Below are 16110 nucleotides of genomic sequence, written 5' to 3'. Positions count from 1 at the left end.
CAAAAAATTAAACCGAGTATTTGTATAATATTATTGATGCTGGTGAATAATACAAAGGATACATATAATGTAAAATAACGAAACATTCCCCCATAAGAAAATATTTATGTAGATCAATATGAAAAAATAAGTGCTTTTAATGAGGCACTTATTTTTTTATGTCTAAAATAAATTCAAATTGTTTCGTTAAATAAATTTATATGATTATTATATTTAATATTTTTTCTGGGAATTTATCCAATTAGGTTTTCCCCATCCTTAAATGCTCTTAAAGATAACTCCTCAAACACTGCTAAATCAGGATCATTAGTTCCACAGTAATGAATACTATCTTCCAATTTCCAACCATATGATTCAAGAATATTAGTAACAAATTTAATACCCTCTTCACCTATTTGAGGATTTGGGTTTCCTTGAGCAAATATAGTTATTAGCTTTTTACCAGGATGTCTCGGTGCAAAGTTATCTCCAACCATTGGAAATGTGCGATCTAGCCAAACTCTTGCTTGACCTGTAATTTGATAATAATAAATTGGAGAACCAAATACAATAGCATCTGCTTCATTAATAACCTCATACATTGGCTGAAGATAATCTTTAATAGCACAACCATCATGCGTACGGCAATAGAAGCATCCCTGACAACCACGAATTCCAGAATCATTTAAATCAAATTCAATGACCTCAGCACCCTTGGATTTAGCTCCATTTGCTACTTGTTGCAACAATTTTGCAGTATACCCATTTTCTCTTGGACTGCCTTTAAAAATAACAACCTTTGACATTTTATAGATCTCCTTTTAAATACAAAGTTTTTTTAAAATCAATTAACTATTGACTAACCTTATTATATTGAGTAACATATAAATCAACAAGTACGCAAGAAATATTTAGTCACTAATATTTATATAAGTAATGGAGGTTACTTTTATGGAAGATTGTTATGTCAGGTATGCTATGGATACTATAGGCGGCAAATGGAAACTCTTAATCATATGGACTATATTACAAAATGAAGTTATCCGATTTAATGACCTACAGAGGAAAGTTGATGGTATATCCAGTCTGATGCTCTCTAAAAATTTAAAAGAACTTGAAAGAGACAATCTTGTTATTCGCCATCAATACAATGAGATTCCACCGAGAGTAGAATATGAATTATCAGAGCTTAGTCAAAAACTCATCGTTGTTTTACACTCTCTTGATGAATGGGGCTGTGAAGCTTATAAATATAAAAAATCATCTTCCTAGCATAAATCTGCCGTTGGTATGTATCGGCAGGTTTTTATCATTTTTTCTAATATTAAATTTTTACTTATAACTTCACTATCTTAATATACTTTTAACAAAGTTAAGTCAAATTTATTTGAAATTGTCTATGAACTTACTAACTTCGCTAAATTTGAATCGGTAAGATTAAGCATTAAAAAACGGCTTAAGCGATTAATGTTAAGCCATTTTAAAAGAAATCTTCAAGCTTTTTTATGCCTATGTTTTCAGTATGATCTATGTCTTGCTTATCTCTCCACTTATTAGGTTTTCTATTTTTCAACCAGAATATCTGTGCTGTAGTATCTGAAACAACTTCTTTTTATATTCATATAATGTAGCAACATGAATACCTAAATTCTTTGCTATTTATTCATCAGTGAGCCCATCTCTTGCCCAACCTTCAATCAATATCAATTTATCTTTTACGGTAATATTCTATCTAATAGTTTGCTGTGAGCGGATTAAACCTTATATCCTATGAATAATTCCTTCATTGTCATAAAATGAAAAGCACGGAACCAAATTCAGCCCAATAATGGATTCACTAATCTTACCATACCTGAATATATCGATTTCCACCCATGAATTGTAGGGTAATTCCAATATGTGCTTTTGACTATATTATACCATAAAATTACTCCTAAAAAATCAATTGAATGGCTTAACACATATAATACATAATCTTCAGTAATTTATCTTTATTGCATGTTATATCATAAAGCTATATAATTAGTCTTAAGAAAAAAGAGGGGATGCTATGAAAAAAAAAATTATTATTCAAATTATATGTGCTGCTATAATTTTTGTTATAGGATATTTGCTAGGAAATAATTCAGCTAATAATCCTGCAAATACTAAAGTGGCAAATGGAACATTAACAACAGCCCAAACAACCAATGACTCTAAGGAAAAGCTGTACAAGTTAGGGGAAGAAGGGCAGTCGGGTATATGGAGTATAAAAGTATTAGATGTACTGGAAACTGATATAACACAAAGTGGAGATGCTTCAAACAACAAATCTACACAACAAAAATTTATAGTTGTACATTTACAAATGATAAATGAGGGAACTGATGTAGCTGACTATACCACAAATGATTTATCACTAAAAGATACTAAGGATAAAACAGAGTACGAAATGAATGATGAAGGTGGGAAGACAGCAAATCAAGCCAAGGGTATATACGCAAATGATAAAAATTTTTTTGGTGAATATGATAAAGTAAGTCCTAATATTCCCAAAGAAACTTACATTGTGTTTAAAGTACCCAAGAGTTTAAACATATCAAATTTAATCTTATTATATCAGGGAGACACTAGTAAAAATGTAGGGTACTGTTTAAAATAATTTATTAAGAACTTTTGGTTACGATAATATCGGAGTCATCAAAAAAATTTTACATAAAGGAATCCCATCATTATTGCTTTAATTAATGGGATTCTTTATATTTAAATCAAGTACTTATACCCCAAATTAATTGTATCAATGGCTTTATTATTCCTGTCAGGTTCTATACACTCGGCTTCCAGCATCTTTATTTCATGCAGCTTCCAGAAATATAACCTTACAAGTCTTATAAAATTTACTCATTGGTGGGCTGTTAACTTCCTGTTTCTAATGGTATCATATATATACCTAGCTGTAATTTTTATGTCTTCCTCATTTTCAAGCCTTCCTAGTTCAATTAAAATAGTTTCCTTCATTACCTGCCTATCAGAATCTACAAGAAATTTAATATCTTCCATTTCTTTAACTACTGCTAACACTAGTCATTTTATTAGCTTCTTTCATCTGGTTTATATAAGTTTTTATATCTCTTAATAAGTTCGAATGCCTTTTATCCACCATTAATCTTAATCCAGTATTCATATAATCACCTCTTTAAAAGCGATAATTACATTATCTTTTAATTTTATTATAGATAATGTAATTGTATGATTCAATATATTTTTTTCCATAATATATAACCTAATTATCTATTGTGATATAATGATGATAATGGGAGGATACTATGAATATTGGAGAAAATATTAAAAAGTATAGAAAGCTAAAAAGATTAACTCAAAAACAGCTTGCAGAAAATATAGGAAAGTCTGAAATTACAGTAAGAAAATATGAAAATAATGATACTAATCCACCATTAGATGCCATAGATAAAATGGCAAAAGCTCTCAACGTATCAGTTACTGAATTGATAGGAAATAGCGAAATATTTGGCAGAAGGTTAAATCAGTTAATAAAAGATAGAAATATAAATGGAGATGATTTAGCTAAATCCCTAGAAATTTCAATAGAAGAAATTTTAGAATTTGAGAGTGGAAAAGAACCAGATATCACTACATTAAATAAAATAGCTAACTTTTTTGGTGTTACAGCGGATTACCTTACTGGCGACAGTGATTTTCTAACCCGAACTGACGAAAATTTAATAGAACTTGCTAAAGAAGGAGTTGAATTAGGACGTTTTAGCACTCCTATAGAAACAGATATAATGCAGAAATATCACACTGAAGTAAAAAAAATAATAGATGAACATACCTCTAAATTAAATGAAGTTTTAAATAGCTATTATCAAGCCCATATAAAAGTTAATCGTGATGAAATATTTGGAGTTTTAATAGATGTTGTTTCTAACCTAATTTATTTTGCAGACTTTATTGTAAAATTATCTCAGAATAATAACTTTAGATATTCTGTAGATCGTAATTCAATGAGAGAGGATCTACAAAATGGTATTATAAATCCTAATGAGTATTTTCGAGAAATTTTAAACTTTTCTCGTAAAATACGAAGTATACCTCATATTAGTGAAAAGGTTTCTTCAATGTTAAAAGACCTTGAAGATGAATATTGTAAAAAATTTGATTTGAGTATAAATATATTTGTTGAACACTCTAAAAAGTAACATTAGAGTTTCCTATATATCGTACTAAAGAAAAGTCCTGAGTGAATGACAAAGCAATACTTTAATTCTAAATCAAAATATTAGGCTCAAATCTTAAATCTGCTCTAAAGATAACTAAAAGTAGTTACTATGGAATTATTCAAAGTAACTATACTATAAGACAAAATAAGAGGTTATTATAAATTATTTTAGAAGGAGGAATAAAACTATGTTACCTGAATCTAAAAAACATACTTATGACGAGTTTTTACAGTTAACTAAAGATACCGAAAGAGCTGAATTTATAGATGGCGAAATATATTTGCTTGCATCACCAACACCTGAGCATCAAAGAATATCAGGAAATATATTTTTTGAACTGAAAAATTATTTTAAAAATAAAGAATGTGAACCGTTTGCTGCTCCTTTGAATATAGTTTTAGAAAATGATAGTGGAGATAGAACTGACATAGTTCAACCGGACTTAATGGTAATTTGTGATAAATCAAAGTTTACCAGCAGCAATTACAAAGGCATTCCTACTTTGATAATTGAAATTCTTTCTCCTTCAACCGCTGCAAAAGATACCATTAAAAAGATGGATTTATATATGAGGTTTAAATTACCTGAGTATTGGATTGTAAGGCCTAAAAGTAAGACAGTTGATATATATGTGTATGATGAAAATTTAAGAGCTTATACGGAACCTATGGCCTATTCAAAGGATGATGTGGTTAAGTCCAGTATATTTAAGGATTTATCGATTAAACTGGAAAACATATTCTAGTAAAAAAGGGAGGTAAAATTCAATGGATAACACAGCTAAAAACAAAACTTATACTTATGCTGACTACATAAATTATCCTGAAAATGAACGTATTGAACTTGTAGAAGGTAAAATATATTCTATGGCTCCAGCTCCATCAAGAATACATCAAAAAATTATTATGGAACTTTCCACAATAATAAATAGCTATATTAAATCTAATAATGGGCTGTGTGAAGTATATGCAGCTCCATTTGATGTATTTCTCGCTAATGATGAAAGCCTTGATAACTGTAAGAACATTGTCCAGCCTGATATATCGGTAATATGTGATAGGGATAAATTGAATGATAAGGGCTGTATTGGTGCCCCTGATATGATAATAGAGGTAGTATCACCATATAATCCCAATAATGATTATATAAGAAAATTAAATCTATATGACCAATACAAAGTGCGTGAATATTGGATAGTGAACCCGATGGAAGAATCTATATTGGTTTATAAGCTTGATAAAAATGATCAATATGCAGCTCCCAAAGTATATACTTTTAAAGATATTATAAAAGTTAGCATATACGATACCCTTGAAATTGATTTCAGTAAATTAAACTTATTGTAGGTAATACTTTAAATTATATAATACCTATAAATATTTTATGGAAAGGGGGAAAATACATGTTATCAATAGAAAAACGAGGGGATAACTCATATAGACCTACAGTGTCTTGTGGATATAATAAGCAGGGCAAAAAGATAATAAAACGTAAGACAATAAATTTATTCCATATAAAACCTGGTAAACAGTTTGAAGAAGCTAATAAACAATGGATATTGTTTAAAGATGAGATAGAGAAGGGGATTTATTTAGATAGCGGTAAAATTACATTTGAAGGGTTCATAAAAAAGTGGTTAGAGGATTATGAAGAAGCGGATCTTGCACCAAAAACTTTATATCGCTATAAAGAATTATTAAATACTCGTATCTTCCTGCTCTTGGACATATCAAATTAAATAAATTGCAACCAACTCATATAACTGAATTTTATAACAATCTACGTGAAGATGGTATCAGAAATGATGGTAAATCTGGAGGATTGTCCGAAAGAACTATATTACATCACCACAGGTTAATTTCAAGTATACTTGCTACTGCTATACAGTGGAGATTTATTTTGAATAATCCAGCTTTACGTTTAAAAGCACCTAAAGCTGAGAAAAAAGAAGCTAGACATTTCAATATAGAAGAGACCGCATATGTTCTTCAACTAATAGAAAATGAACCGCTATAACCTTACTAAAGGAATATAAAAGGTGGCAGAACACTGAAAAATTAAAGCTAGGAAACTTATGGCATGTGACGCTTTATTTACTGCAATTGATGGAAGCCTATATTCCCAAGTACAATAAGTAAATGGTTTCTACAGTTTATCAGAAAACATAATGAATCCATTATGAATGATGATAAGATATCACAAAAAAATAAAAGCAAATACAGACATATACTCACATAGTTTGCAAAAAGCAGATGTGGAGGCTGCTGATAAACTAGAAAATTTATTTAATAATCAAAGTAATAAAACTAAAAAACAGTTATAAAAATATCTTAATTCTTGTGGTAATTTATATTGTTTTTTAGTAATTTTTTATTATGGTAGTACCCAAATAGAACCCAATTTAGGTATGCAACCTATTTTTACGAAAAATAAAAAACCGTAGAACCATTGATTCTACAGGCTTTATTCTGGCAGGGGCAGTAGGAATCGAACCCACAACCAACGGTATTATGGGTTTTAGATAGTTTCGCTTTTTAAGAATAATGTGAAATAACCAAAATTCGCTTTCTAATACTCCTATTAATATTTCCTAAATTGAAAAAATCCAATTTGAAATGTCATTTATAACTTGTTTATCAATATGCTGAGGAATCTTATACTCTTCTTTCATTTTTAGTATCTTTCCATAGACAGCAGGCATAAACAAATGATTCAGGTTCGTATAAAGTTTAAATGTTACATTTGGCATATTACCCAATAACTTTTTGTAACCACCAAAATCTTTTTCTACTGATACATGGAAGTCTTTATCTCCCTGCAAAATAAATACTGGTTTATTCAATGCATTGAGATAATTAATAGATGGATGTTTCCCCATTTCTTTGAAGTAGTAGGCTCTGGTATGTTTCCTAAAAACTAGCGTTGATTTTGCTTCTCTATCACTTAGGTTATAGATGTTACTAAACTTGGATGATAATGCTGCTATTTGTTTCTTAGCAATCATTTTCAAAAACTTATTTAACGAATATAAAACATCATTATTCTGGTCCATAAGAATTTCTTCAAATTTACGTGGAGACCCGCCCATAATAATGATTCCAGCAAAATTTCCGCCTTCTGCATCGATTCGTGGAGCTAACATCCCACCCAAACTATGGTCTATAATAAATATTTTGTTTGAATTAATACGTGAATCTTTTCGTAAGAAATCGGCTGCAAGGATGGCATCTTCAATGGTTTCTTCTCTTACCGATAATCCTGTATCATTTTTCATTTCTTTGCCATATACCAGTGTTCTTTTGTCATAACGCAACACTATAATTCCTTTTTTATACAAACCTTCAGCAAGGTCTTTGAAAGGGTAATTATTTCCTATTTTTTCATCCATGCTGCTTGGGCCAGAGCCATGAACTAATACAACCGCAGGAAGCAATCCATCAGTTTCATCAGGAATAGTCAATATTCCATTAAGCGGATGCTTTGTTCCAGCACCTATAACGATTTTTTCATCAACCATAAGTTTACCTCCTTTAATTGAGAATCAAAATACTAAACAATATGTTTTTAATTTCGAACATTTCGCTATAGATTTATGTCAAAATTTAGCTGTCATCATTTTTCTTCATGATAAAATCTCTCTCCAGTATTAGGATTATAATAAACTCTAAACCTTTTATTATTGTTAGGGTCTATAGTTATCTCTTCTGTTTTCTTAAATCCAGGAGGAATATTTAATCCATGGTTTTTTCGATATCTTCTGTCCCAAAATACTAAGGAAATTACAGCAAATATTATAAATCCTACTTCAACAAATACATAAATACCAAATATTCTATGCATGTTATTCCTTCTCAATTACAACTGCAGTACCAAATGCTAGTACTTCACTCATATTCTGGCCAATCTCGCTGGAGTCAAATCTCATCATTACTACCGCATTCGCTCCCATTGCAGCTGCATTTTTAACAAGACGGTCAATTGCTTGTTTGCGTGCATCTTCAAGCATTGCTGTGTACTCATGAATTTCACCGCCTACAAGACTTCTTAATCCTGCAATTATGTTTCCACCTAAACCGCGACTTCTTACAATTAATCCAAAAACTTCACCTTTTACTTCCTTTACCTTGTACCCTACAATATTTTCAGTTGTAACAACCAACATTGAGTTTTCCTCCTTACATATTTTTTATTAAATGAACCTTTGATTCAGCATGAACATAATTACCTGTTTTTTTCAACTTTTTAGTTTTGCTCCATGAAATTTTTGAATTTTTGAATGATGCTTTTATATTTTGGCATTTCTTCGAGTACCGAAAAAACAGGGTTCATTAGTATTTCGCGCATCATACTCTCTTTAATGACCTCTTTACTGCGGGGAGCCTCCGCACCTAAATCCATATCTGATAACCAATCGTCTATAGAATCAAAAAATGAATCTCCATGAAGTATATAGGGGAAAAATCTCTTAATGCAAACATCAATGTATTTATCAAGCATGTCAACCGCTTTTTCATAATAGCCGTTTATGCAGTATACCTTTGCTCCAGAAGCATAAAGCAATATAACCATATTGGGATCGAGTTTTTCCATATTAAAGATTTTCGCAAGTGACAATGTACGATTTAATATTTCTTCGGCTTTATTCATATTATCTTCACATAAGAGTAGGTAGTTCAGCATAGAGTCCAATGTCATCTTCAAATGCTGATATATGCTGATTTGCATTACTTCTTTTGCCTTGACTGTTTTACCCATGAGCTGGTATGCCTTTGAAATCAATGGTTCCTCTGGTAGATTCGGCCTTATGTTTTCACCAAACAAATCAAGAACTGACTGCGGTTCCTTCAGCGTTAAGTAGCAGATGGATTGCATATATATAGCTTTCTTAGTGAGCCATATATTACCGCTTTCCGTTCTGACCCTGATACATAATTCTGTTGCCTCGCGCAGAATTTCCTCCTGCTGTTCCTGATGCCCCGCATACATGAAATGATTTACAAATAATATAACCATTTGCAATAATAACGGAAAACAAGAATAATATTTTTTAATAATTGTTCTGCATTCTGTTATTATCTTGTTAAAAGGCTCAGTGGCAAATTGTGCTGCAAACTTGTGATACAGCTTTCTGATGTCTTCTTTAGTCATCTGAGGAGAGTATCCCATCAACTCGTCAATGCTAATATTAAAATAAGTCGCAAGCTGTGGAAGAAATGTAATGTCGGGATAGCTTTGCCCGGTTTCCCATTTTGAAACGGAAGCTTTCGATACTCCGACATACTCTGCAAGCTCATCCTGCGTCACACCTTTTTCTTTTCTTTTTGTTATAATAACTTTTGCAATATTTATTTCTCTCATAATTACTATCACCCCTACCAATATTAATTATACTTAACAAATTTCTATCTACTTTAATGTTCAGTGGTACAGCCATAACACAGTTAAAATTAGGATATACTAAATAAACATTCTATATAAACAATGAGGCTATAAGTGGAGTAATTACATGCAATACAATATCGGATGAAAAATGAGCTATCATAGCAGACTCCAGTCCCTTTTTCCAGTAAAGCCAGCCATAAATTATACCTAAAACACCGTTCATTAAAACCGCCCTAAGAATAACAGCCGAGGTTATAGTGGCTAAGTCACTTGTTATTCCTAAATGTCCGAGACCAAATAAAACAGATGATAGAATGATAGAAAGCCAGATACCGATATCGGTCGGATGCCCTTCTTTTGTTTTTTTAATTTTTGATGAAACCCATATGAAAAAGGTCATCAAAAACATCCTAAACGTAATTTCCTCGGCTATCCCACCATAAAATGGCGCCAACAATGCCTTCCAAGTGGCCACGGACATCTCCGATTTCAAAAGGGAGATTGAAAGGTCCAGAAACGTCAACCCTAGCAATATTGCTAGTATAGCTCCCAGAATACCCATTCCAACAGATAATCAAGGTATAGATTTGAAATTTATACCTTGATTATCTTGATTATTACCTTTCAACACACCTTCCAGAATTGGAAGACCAAACCCGATACGTTTAGATAGATACAATCCCAAAAAGATAACAAATGAAAATTCTATAATTGCTTGGATAATTTCTTTGATGAAAATGGTCGGGGTGAAAATCTTTGCCAGCGTTGGGCTAAGTGCGAGCGTAAATGGCTGTATCAAAATTGTTACCATTATGCTGGAAGTAAGTAAAACAAAAAAGAATCTCCAATTAATAATTTTTTTCATAGTAATTAACTTCCTTTCTATGTTATAAAAACAAAAGTATCATCACCACTACTAATATTAAACTGCATTTTGCGAACATAGTAAATGGATTTTGACTTTACTTTAGTTCAAAAAGTTAACCACCAGGAAACTTTATAGCTTTAAAAGTCAGTTCGTAGATGTACATATATCTGTTACTTTGATTCTGCAAAGTAAGAATTTGAATAAGATTACAGAAGGAGATCTGTTCAATCTCCTTAATAAAGAATAATTTTTTTTAAAAGGAGTTAAGACGCATTAATTTACCTCTACGACTTAACTAAATAATACCATAAACAAATTATTATTGGGACAGATAATTATATGTTTATATAAAATACTAGGCATTAAATTTATTCTGTTTAATTAATGTTTTTGTAATAACCTAATATATCTATCTACCTTGTACTTGATATAATACTACTGGCATTAACCCTATCGTAAAGGTAATTTTATCTTGTACAATTAATACAAAAAACTTATAATAATCATAATAAATATAAATTTTTTAATTTTAACAAAAGGATGTATACTCAATGGATTTATTTAAGAAAGTTTTTACAGAAGATCTTATAAAAAAGCTTTTTGCAATATTTTTATTAATAATTTTATTCTATTTTATAAATACCATGCTTACATTAGTTCTTTTAACTTTTGTTTTTTCTTTTTTATTTTACAAGTCAATTAGCTTTATCTATAGGTCTATACATAAAATATTTCCAATTAAAAAGAAAGCAATGACAATATTAATATACATATTAATGCTTTTTGGAATATGCTTTCTTCTTTACAATTGCATTCCTGCAGTTATTAAGCAATTATTTTTTATAAGAAGACAGCTTATAGAATTCAATGTTAACAGTTATAAAAATATATTAGGCAGTAGAGTTATGTGGCTTATAAAGCAATCCAATATAAACACCTATCTCAGTAAGAGTGGAGGTTTAATTTTAAAGTGGGTACTTAAAATGGAACAGTTAAGTGTAAATATTCTATTTTCTTTTGTACTTAGCTTAGTATTTATTTTAGAACAAGAACAAATAGTAACCTTTGCAAGAAAAATTGAAAAAAGTAAAATAGCTTATTTTTATAATTATTACAAATACCTAGGAAAAAAATTTTTAAATTCCTTTGGAAAAATAATGGAGGTTCAGGCTATTCTTTCTCTAATAAATTCAGTCCTTGCATCCATAGGTCTCTTATTTTTGGGGTTTGATGATGTTTTAGGTTTAGGCGTCATGTTATTTATATTAGGCCTAATACCTATAGCAGGACTTATTATAGCTCTTGTGCCTTTTATAATAATAGCCTTTAGTCTTGGAGGGATACCTAAAGTAATTGATGTATTAGTAATCTTTGGAGTTTTACATCTACTGGAGAATTATATAATAAAACCAAAATTGATGTCCATATCAGTACATTTACCTATATTCTTTGTGTTCTTAATTTTAATTTTTTCACAGCACTACATGGGAATATGGGGCTTGATTATAGGTATACCTTTGTTTGTATTCTTATTAGATATTCTGCAAATATCGGAAAGCTAGCAGAGAATTAATACTATACAGAGTGAGGTATTGCTCATGTTGATTGGTGGGATTTGATAGGTGCAGTGCTTGGGCTTGACGTTGTATAGACGCTGGTTAAAATTCTTACTCTTAAAATTTAATAAGATTAATTCCATACTTTTAAAAGATTTTCACCATATATTACCATAACATAGATATTCAAAGCAATTCAAAGGAATATAGAATTTGTTATTTTTGATTTTGGCATACATTTAAGGGTATTTGAAATAAAGCTAATCGCCATACAGGGTCAATTTTGGCTTAAAATCATATTTGCGTATACATAAAATTGGTCAAAATAAACTTAATATTCAATTTTTAATTTATATTTATATTTATTTTATGATATTTATAAAAACTGTAAATTAAACTTATTTAAAAGAGCTAAGATAACTTGTTGACACCACAAAATGAATCTAGTATACTTTACTAGAATAATATATAAATGTATATTTACAAAAGGGAGTAGTTTAATAGATGTTGTCAACATATTGGTGATGAACCTGGCAATATCCGCAAAAATGTGAAACGAGACTTTTGGCGTATTTTTAATACGCCGATGGTCTTTTATTTTTGTCCAAGGAGGAGAAAAAATGCTAATAACATCAATTTTAGTAATGTTTATTGCAGCACTCTTAATTTATTTTAGTTGTGAATTATTCGTAAATGCTATCGAATGGGTGGGTAGAACGTTTAATATTTCACAAAATGCTGTGGGAACTGTTCTTGCAGCTTTTGGTACGGCTTTACCAGAAAGTGTTGTGACATTCATTGCTGTAGTTTTTGGAACAAACTCAAGTCAAAAAGATATTGGAGTTGGAGCAGCTCTTGGTGGGCCTCTTGTTTTAAGCACACTTGCTTATGCTATCGTAGGATTAAGTATCATTAGTTTTCGTAACAAACGAAAACTTGGAAGTCACATTAACGTTGATGGAAAAAAGCTAGGGCGTGACCAGCTTTGGTTTTTATGTATTTTTATATTCAAAGTTGGATTAGGATTTGTTGCATTTGCAATTAAACCTTGGTTGGGAATTTTATTTATCATAGCTTACATATTTTACTTTTTTACTGAAATAAGAACAAAAAGGGAAGAAGTACAAGGAAAACTGGAGCCTTTGAAGTTTGCTCCTAAAAATCTAAATCCTAAAAAATCAATTATCCTGATTCAGACTCTATTTTCACTAACGCTAATATTTATTGGTTCACAGTTATTTGTACACAATTTAGACACTTTTAGCATATCCCTCGGTATTCCAGCTCATATTGTTGCTTTATTTTTAAGTCCAGTAGCTACAGAGTTACCAGAGATACTTAATGCTCTTATATGGGTTAAACAAGGAAAAGAAAAATTAGCTCTTGCAAATATTAGTGGTTCTATGATGATTCAGGCTACAGTACCAAGTGCACTGGGTATTATGTTTACACCATGGATTTTTGATAAGAGCTTAGCATTTTCGGCAATTATAACATTTGTATCTATTTTATTTTTATACATAACACTAAGGAAGAATCACTTATCAGTTAAACGCTTATCCTTCACTGCTATATTCTATATAGTTTTTGCTATTGGTATGCTCATAATAAGGTAAGGATATTAATTTGATTTAATAATTAAGGACTGTTATTTTTGATAGCTTATGGATGTATCCATTGATTTATAGGGAATTAACAAGATTGGAGCGGTACAATTTTTGCGCAACTTTATTTTGTGCTCAATTGTGTTTTGGGGGTACATTAAATGCAGCTGCAAGTTCTGCACTAGTTCCACTTGCGATTAAATATTTTTTCTATTTTCGTTCTTTCGAGAAGTTTGCTCCCTTGTCCAATAGTAGTAATTCCTCCAATAAGTTTTCCTAAAGTAACCCTATACCAGAGCGAGATCGTTTTAAGCTTTTTTAAAACGACTCCTTCAACCTGGGAAATACCACTTCCACCTATCATAGGTTCTTTTTTAACTATAATTCCTAATATACTTATTAATACTACTCATAAAGGTAATAACCATAATCTTAATAAAAATGTTTTATAAATTTTAATAACTTTATTTTCAAGCTTTTTTATAGCGAATATAGACAACACATTATAAACCCAGTTAAAATGCCTATAATTATTCCTTCTAGTACTAATTTTAGCTTCAGATCACACAATTTAAATTGGCTATTACATTCACATTCCTTAATCTATAGTTTTCTCTAAGCTACTCCAGTAATAGTATCTATTAAGCATACCACCTTTCCTAGGTTATTATGAATTTAAGAATTGTAAGTAACAACCGTCAATTTAGTTAAGTGAACTAGCGCGAATGCATAACTCTCGTTTAATATTACTTATTCTTGGCTCAATAGTAGGTAACATTAATATTTTAGGCATCACAGTTATATAGCACATGGGCATGTTAATGCAACATAAAAAAAGATAAAAATTAATTCTTATCTATAAATAATGTGCCATCACTTTGAACTTCAGCATAGAAAATATCCCTTATATTTACAATGTTGTATTGTTTAAGTTGATTTTTCAGCTATTCTTCACTTAAGTTTAATTCACTTAAATTGTGTTTTATTATTTTGCCATCAACAATTATCTCAGATGGCATATAGTTTAAAGTAGAAGTGGAAATTTGCATATCTGATTTAGTTATTTGTTGTTGTTGAGGTTTTTTAAGTACACTTAAATTGCCATCTGGCTCTAATATGGCGTATTCCACCTCTGTGATAGAAAATACACTTTGTTTCCTAAGTAACATTGATAAATCATCTATGTTTATGTGAGTTGAAGTTAAAGCTTGTTTCTGAATCTTTCCCTTTTTTATTAAGATAGTTGGTTGACCATCAATTATACGTCTTAGATTTCCTGATTTTAGACCTACATATCCGGTTAGGCCAGTTAGGACACACCACCAGACTAATCCTACAAACTCATCTAAAATTGTGCCATGTACCAGCAGGTATCATGATTGCAAAGTCATCATAGGCTTCTGCTTGAAAATCCAGCCTATCTTTACTGCGGCCCATTTTAACAAGTCCTTGCCCTTCTTCAATACGTATGAACTGATCAACATTTGGATGAACTTCTAAACCTATGTCATCACCGACATTGATACTCATTAAGGTAACTTGTAGATGCTTTCCTGTCCATAAAGCAGTACGGAAAGTATTATTTTGCTTAGTAGCTTTATTAATATTAACTACGAAGGGCTGAGGTCCATAATCTTTCAATTTAATTAAAGGATCATCCTTTAAGGATTGTGTAGAATCAAATTTTGAACTATATTCCATTTCATCAGCAAAAGGAGTATACTGATTAGAAAAGTCTGAGTTATACCTTGGTGTATTAATACGGTAAGGACATGGATAGGTGTTATAAGCATTATACAAATTGCTCATTCCTTTCATAGAGTTACAATATTATCATATGTTCTATGTTAAGGAAATGTGATTTGATTCACAGCAATGCTATATCACTGAGGACATAATACTTAAATTAGAAAATTCCTGAATTTTATGTCCCCTTACTGTTAGGGGGTATACCTTTCCGTGAATCTTATTTCAACGCGAATTAGTATCAACTTTCTATCAAAACACATGTTGAGTGTGTGATAAGGATAGAGCGGAAATAGCTTGATATCAAAGGCTTAGGGCATTTTGCCCTATTTTTTTGTGTGCTTTATGTTTGTATAGACTAAAAGTTTATCCTTAAATAACTTTGATTTTTCTAAAGTGATTCGTCCATGAGTAGATAATTGGGTAATTTATAATATCCAGCAGAGAGTTTTGAACTAATTCTTTGTGTGTATGATGTTGTTTCTTGATTATAGTATGATATGAGGATTTATTTGAGGATAAGTTCTTAATATGATGCATTAAGTGGGGGAAAAGAAAAGTTAAACAATATAAGAAATGTTACTGAAAAGGGTTAGTTATATAGAAGTGAAAGCAGTTTATGTAAGTGATTTATTTGAAAATTCTATATTAAAAAGGTAAAATCGCTAATATATTTAAAAGTATAAATGGATAATATTTAACTTTAAATATATAAAGGCGGAATGATTGTGATAAATAAAAGTGTGATAAGTAAA

The 16110-nt window shown here is 30.6% G+C and carries 18 protein-coding genes and 2 pseudogenes; 9 read left to right on the top strand and 11 right to left on the bottom strand.

Translation table 11 applies throughout. The features are described 5' to 3' along the window. Positions 1–233: 233 nt before the first annotated feature. A complete protein-coding gene (locus tag ACJDU8_RS07010; protein ID WP_406791437.1) occupies positions 234–785 on the bottom strand; it encodes a flavodoxin family protein in 552 nt (183 codons plus the stop codon). 145 nt (positions 786–930) lie between these two features. Here ACJDU8_RS07010 and ACJDU8_RS07005 point away from each other — a divergent pair, with 145 nt between their 5' ends. After that, positions 931–1251, top strand: coding sequence for a winged helix-turn-helix transcriptional regulator (locus tag ACJDU8_RS07005; protein WP_406791436.1), 321 nt, complete (start codon positions 931–933; stop codon positions 1249–1251). A gap of 778 nt (positions 1252–2029) precedes the next feature. Next, positions 2030–2620: a DUF4352 domain-containing protein gene (locus tag ACJDU8_RS07000; RefSeq protein WP_406791435.1), complete on the top strand. Its 591-nt coding sequence runs from the start codon at positions 2030–2032 to the stop codon at positions 2618–2620. Positions 2621–2859: 239 nt separating this feature from the next. Here the strand turns inward: ACJDU8_RS07000 and ACJDU8_RS06995 are convergent, their stop codons facing one another. Next, the gene (locus ACJDU8_RS06995; protein ID WP_406791434.1) at positions 2860–3018 is read right to left on the bottom strand and encodes a hypothetical protein; all 159 of its coding nucleotides are present in this window, start codon (positions 3016–3018) and stop codon (positions 2860–2862) included. A gap of 266 nt (positions 3019–3284) precedes the next feature. On the opposite strand from ACJDU8_RS06995, the gene ACJDU8_RS06990 reads away from it, so the two are divergent. From ACJDU8_RS06990 to ACJDU8_RS06970, 5 genes and pseudogenes are all read left to right on the top strand, one after another. Then, positions 3285–4178 (top strand): helix-turn-helix domain-containing protein, encoded by an 894-nt coding sequence (locus tag ACJDU8_RS06990; protein ID WP_406791433.1) that lies wholly within the window; start codon positions 3285–3287, stop codon positions 4176–4178. Between the two features lie 208 nt (positions 4179–4386). Then, positions 4387–4944 (top strand): Uma2 family endonuclease, encoded by a 558-nt coding sequence (locus ACJDU8_RS06985; protein ID WP_406791432.1) that lies wholly within the window; start codon positions 4387–4389, stop codon positions 4942–4944. 22 nt (positions 4945–4966) lie between these two features. Further along, on the top strand, positions 4967–5545 hold the full coding sequence (locus ACJDU8_RS06980) for a Uma2 family endonuclease (protein ID WP_406791431.1): 579 nt from the start codon (positions 4967–4969) through the stop codon (positions 5543–5545). A 56-nt stretch (positions 5546–5601) separates the two neighbouring features. Next, positions 5602–5921 (top strand): annotated as a pseudogene (locus tag ACJDU8_RS06975) (tyrosine-type recombinase/integrase); the annotation flags it as partial. A 21-nt stretch (positions 5922–5942) separates the two neighbouring features. Then, positions 5943–6215, top strand: coding sequence for a hypothetical protein (locus ACJDU8_RS06970; protein WP_406791543.1), 273 nt, complete (start codon positions 5943–5945; stop codon positions 6213–6215). 574 nt (positions 6216–6789) lie between these two features. Here the strand turns inward: ACJDU8_RS06970 and ACJDU8_RS06965 are convergent. The 6 genes from ACJDU8_RS06965 to ACJDU8_RS06940 form a co-directional block, all read right to left on the bottom strand. Beyond that, positions 6790–7716, bottom strand: a complete 927-nt coding sequence (locus tag ACJDU8_RS06965; protein ID WP_406791430.1) for an alpha/beta hydrolase family protein — start codon at positions 7714–7716, stop codon at positions 6790–6792. A 95-nt stretch (positions 7717–7811) separates the two neighbouring features. Continuing rightward, positions 7812–8039: a hypothetical protein gene (locus tag ACJDU8_RS06960; RefSeq protein ID WP_406791429.1), complete on the bottom strand. Its 228-nt coding sequence runs from the start codon at positions 8037–8039 to the stop codon at positions 7812–7814. Between the two features lies 1 nt (position 8040). Continuing rightward, positions 8041–8361, bottom strand: coding sequence for a YbjQ family protein (locus ACJDU8_RS06955; protein WP_406791428.1), 321 nt, complete (start codon positions 8359–8361; stop codon positions 8041–8043). Between the two features lie 80 nt (positions 8362–8441). Then, positions 8442–9557 carry a helix-turn-helix domain-containing protein gene (locus ACJDU8_RS06950; RefSeq protein WP_406791427.1) on the bottom strand — a complete coding sequence of 372 codons (1116 nt, stop codon included), beginning with the start codon at positions 9555–9557 and terminating at the stop codon, positions 8442–8444. A 112-nt stretch (positions 9558–9669) separates the two neighbouring features. Beyond that, entirely contained in the window at positions 9670–10056 is a 387-nt protein-coding gene (locus ACJDU8_RS06945; protein ID WP_406791426.1) for a CPBP family intramembrane glutamic endopeptidase, read from the bottom strand. Between the two features lie 99 nt (positions 10057–10155). After that, a complete protein-coding gene (locus tag ACJDU8_RS06940; RefSeq protein ID WP_406791425.1) occupies positions 10156–10446 on the bottom strand; it encodes a hypothetical protein in 291 nt (96 codons plus the stop codon). 554 nt (positions 10447–11000) lie between these two features. On the opposite strand from ACJDU8_RS06940, the gene ACJDU8_RS06935 reads away from it, so the two are divergent. Then, positions 11001–12011: an AI-2E family transporter gene (locus ACJDU8_RS06935; RefSeq protein ID WP_406791424.1), complete on the top strand. Its 1011-nt coding sequence runs from the start codon at positions 11001–11003 to the stop codon at positions 12009–12011. Positions 12012–12625: 614 nt separating this feature from the next. Further along, on the top strand, positions 12626–13621 hold the full coding sequence (locus ACJDU8_RS06930) for a sodium:calcium antiporter (RefSeq protein WP_406791423.1): 996 nt from the start codon (positions 12626–12628) through the stop codon (positions 13619–13621). A 169-nt stretch (positions 13622–13790) separates the two neighbouring features. Here ACJDU8_RS06930 and ACJDU8_RS06925 read toward each other — a convergent pair whose 3' ends face one another. From ACJDU8_RS06925 to ACJDU8_RS06915, 3 genes and pseudogenes are all read right to left on the bottom strand, one after another. Next, positions 13791–13991, bottom strand: a complete 201-nt coding sequence (locus ACJDU8_RS06925) for a hypothetical protein (protein WP_406791537.1) — start codon at positions 13989–13991, stop codon at positions 13791–13793. Between the two features lie 562 nt (positions 13992–14553). Next, positions 14554–14961, bottom strand: coding sequence for a DUF421 domain-containing protein (locus ACJDU8_RS06920; protein WP_406791536.1), 408 nt, complete (start codon positions 14959–14961; stop codon positions 14554–14556). Further along, positions 14960–15427: pseudogene (locus ACJDU8_RS06915) on the bottom strand (cupin domain-containing protein); the annotation flags it as partial. The pseudogene ACJDU8_RS06915 and the gene ACJDU8_RS06920, both read right to left, overlap by 2 nt. Between the last annotated feature and the right edge of the window lie 683 nt (positions 15428–16110).

Source organism: Candidatus Clostridium eludens (genome assembly GCF_045310515.1).
Lineage (GTDB): Bacteria > Bacillota > Clostridia > Clostridiales > Clostridiaceae > Clostridium_B > Clostridium_B eludens.
Note: the sequence above shows the minus strand (reverse complement) of the source record. Positions and strands in the feature narration are given on the sequence as shown.

What these genes read in the sequence shown, in the direction of transcription:
- ACJDU8_RS07010 (WP_406791437.1), bottom strand. Translation starts at nt 785, where the DNA reads ATGTCAAAGGTTGTTATTTTTAAAGGCAGTCCAAGAGAAAATGGGTAT.
- ACJDU8_RS07005 (WP_406791436.1), top strand. Translation starts at nt 931, where the DNA reads ATGGAAGATTGTTATGTCAGGTATGCTATGGATACTATAGGCGGCAAA.
- ACJDU8_RS07000 (WP_406791435.1), top strand. Translation starts at nt 2,030, where the DNA reads ATGAAAAAAAAAATTATTATTCAAATTATATGTGCTGCTATAATTTTT.
- ACJDU8_RS06995 (WP_406791434.1), bottom strand. Translation starts at nt 3,018, where the DNA reads ATGGAAGATATTAAATTTCTTGTAGATTCTGATAGGCAGGTAATGAAG.
- ACJDU8_RS06990 (WP_406791433.1), top strand. Translation starts at nt 3,285, where the DNA reads ATGAATATTGGAGAAAATATTAAAAAGTATAGAAAGCTAAAAAGATTA.
- ACJDU8_RS06985 (WP_406791432.1), top strand. Translation starts at nt 4,387, where the DNA reads ATGTTACCTGAATCTAAAAAACATACTTATGACGAGTTTTTACAGTTA.
- ACJDU8_RS06980 (WP_406791431.1), top strand. Translation starts at nt 4,967, where the DNA reads ATGGATAACACAGCTAAAAACAAAACTTATACTTATGCTGACTACATA.
- ACJDU8_RS06965 (WP_406791430.1), bottom strand. Translation starts at nt 7,716, where the DNA reads ATGGTTGATGAAAAAATCGTTATAGGTGCTGGAACAAAGCATCCGCTT.
- ACJDU8_RS06960 (WP_406791429.1), bottom strand. Translation starts at nt 8,039, where the DNA reads ATGCATAGAATATTTGGTATTTATGTATTTGTTGAAGTAGGATTTATA.
- ACJDU8_RS06955 (WP_406791428.1), bottom strand. Translation starts at nt 8,361, where the DNA reads ATGTTGGTTGTTACAACTGAAAATATTGTAGGGTACAAGGTAAAGGAA.
- ACJDU8_RS06950 (WP_406791427.1), bottom strand. Translation starts at nt 9,557, where the DNA reads ATGAGAGAAATAAATATTGCAAAAGTTATTATAACAAAAAGAAAAGAA.
- ACJDU8_RS06940 (WP_406791425.1), bottom strand. Translation starts at nt 10,446, where the DNA reads ATGAAAAAAATTATTAATTGGAGATTCTTTTTTGTTTTACTTACTTCC.
- ACJDU8_RS06935 (WP_406791424.1), top strand. Translation starts at nt 11,001, where the DNA reads ATGGATTTATTTAAGAAAGTTTTTACAGAAGATCTTATAAAAAAGCTT.
- ACJDU8_RS06930 (WP_406791423.1), top strand. Translation starts at nt 12,626, where the DNA reads ATGCTAATAACATCAATTTTAGTAATGTTTATTGCAGCACTCTTAATT.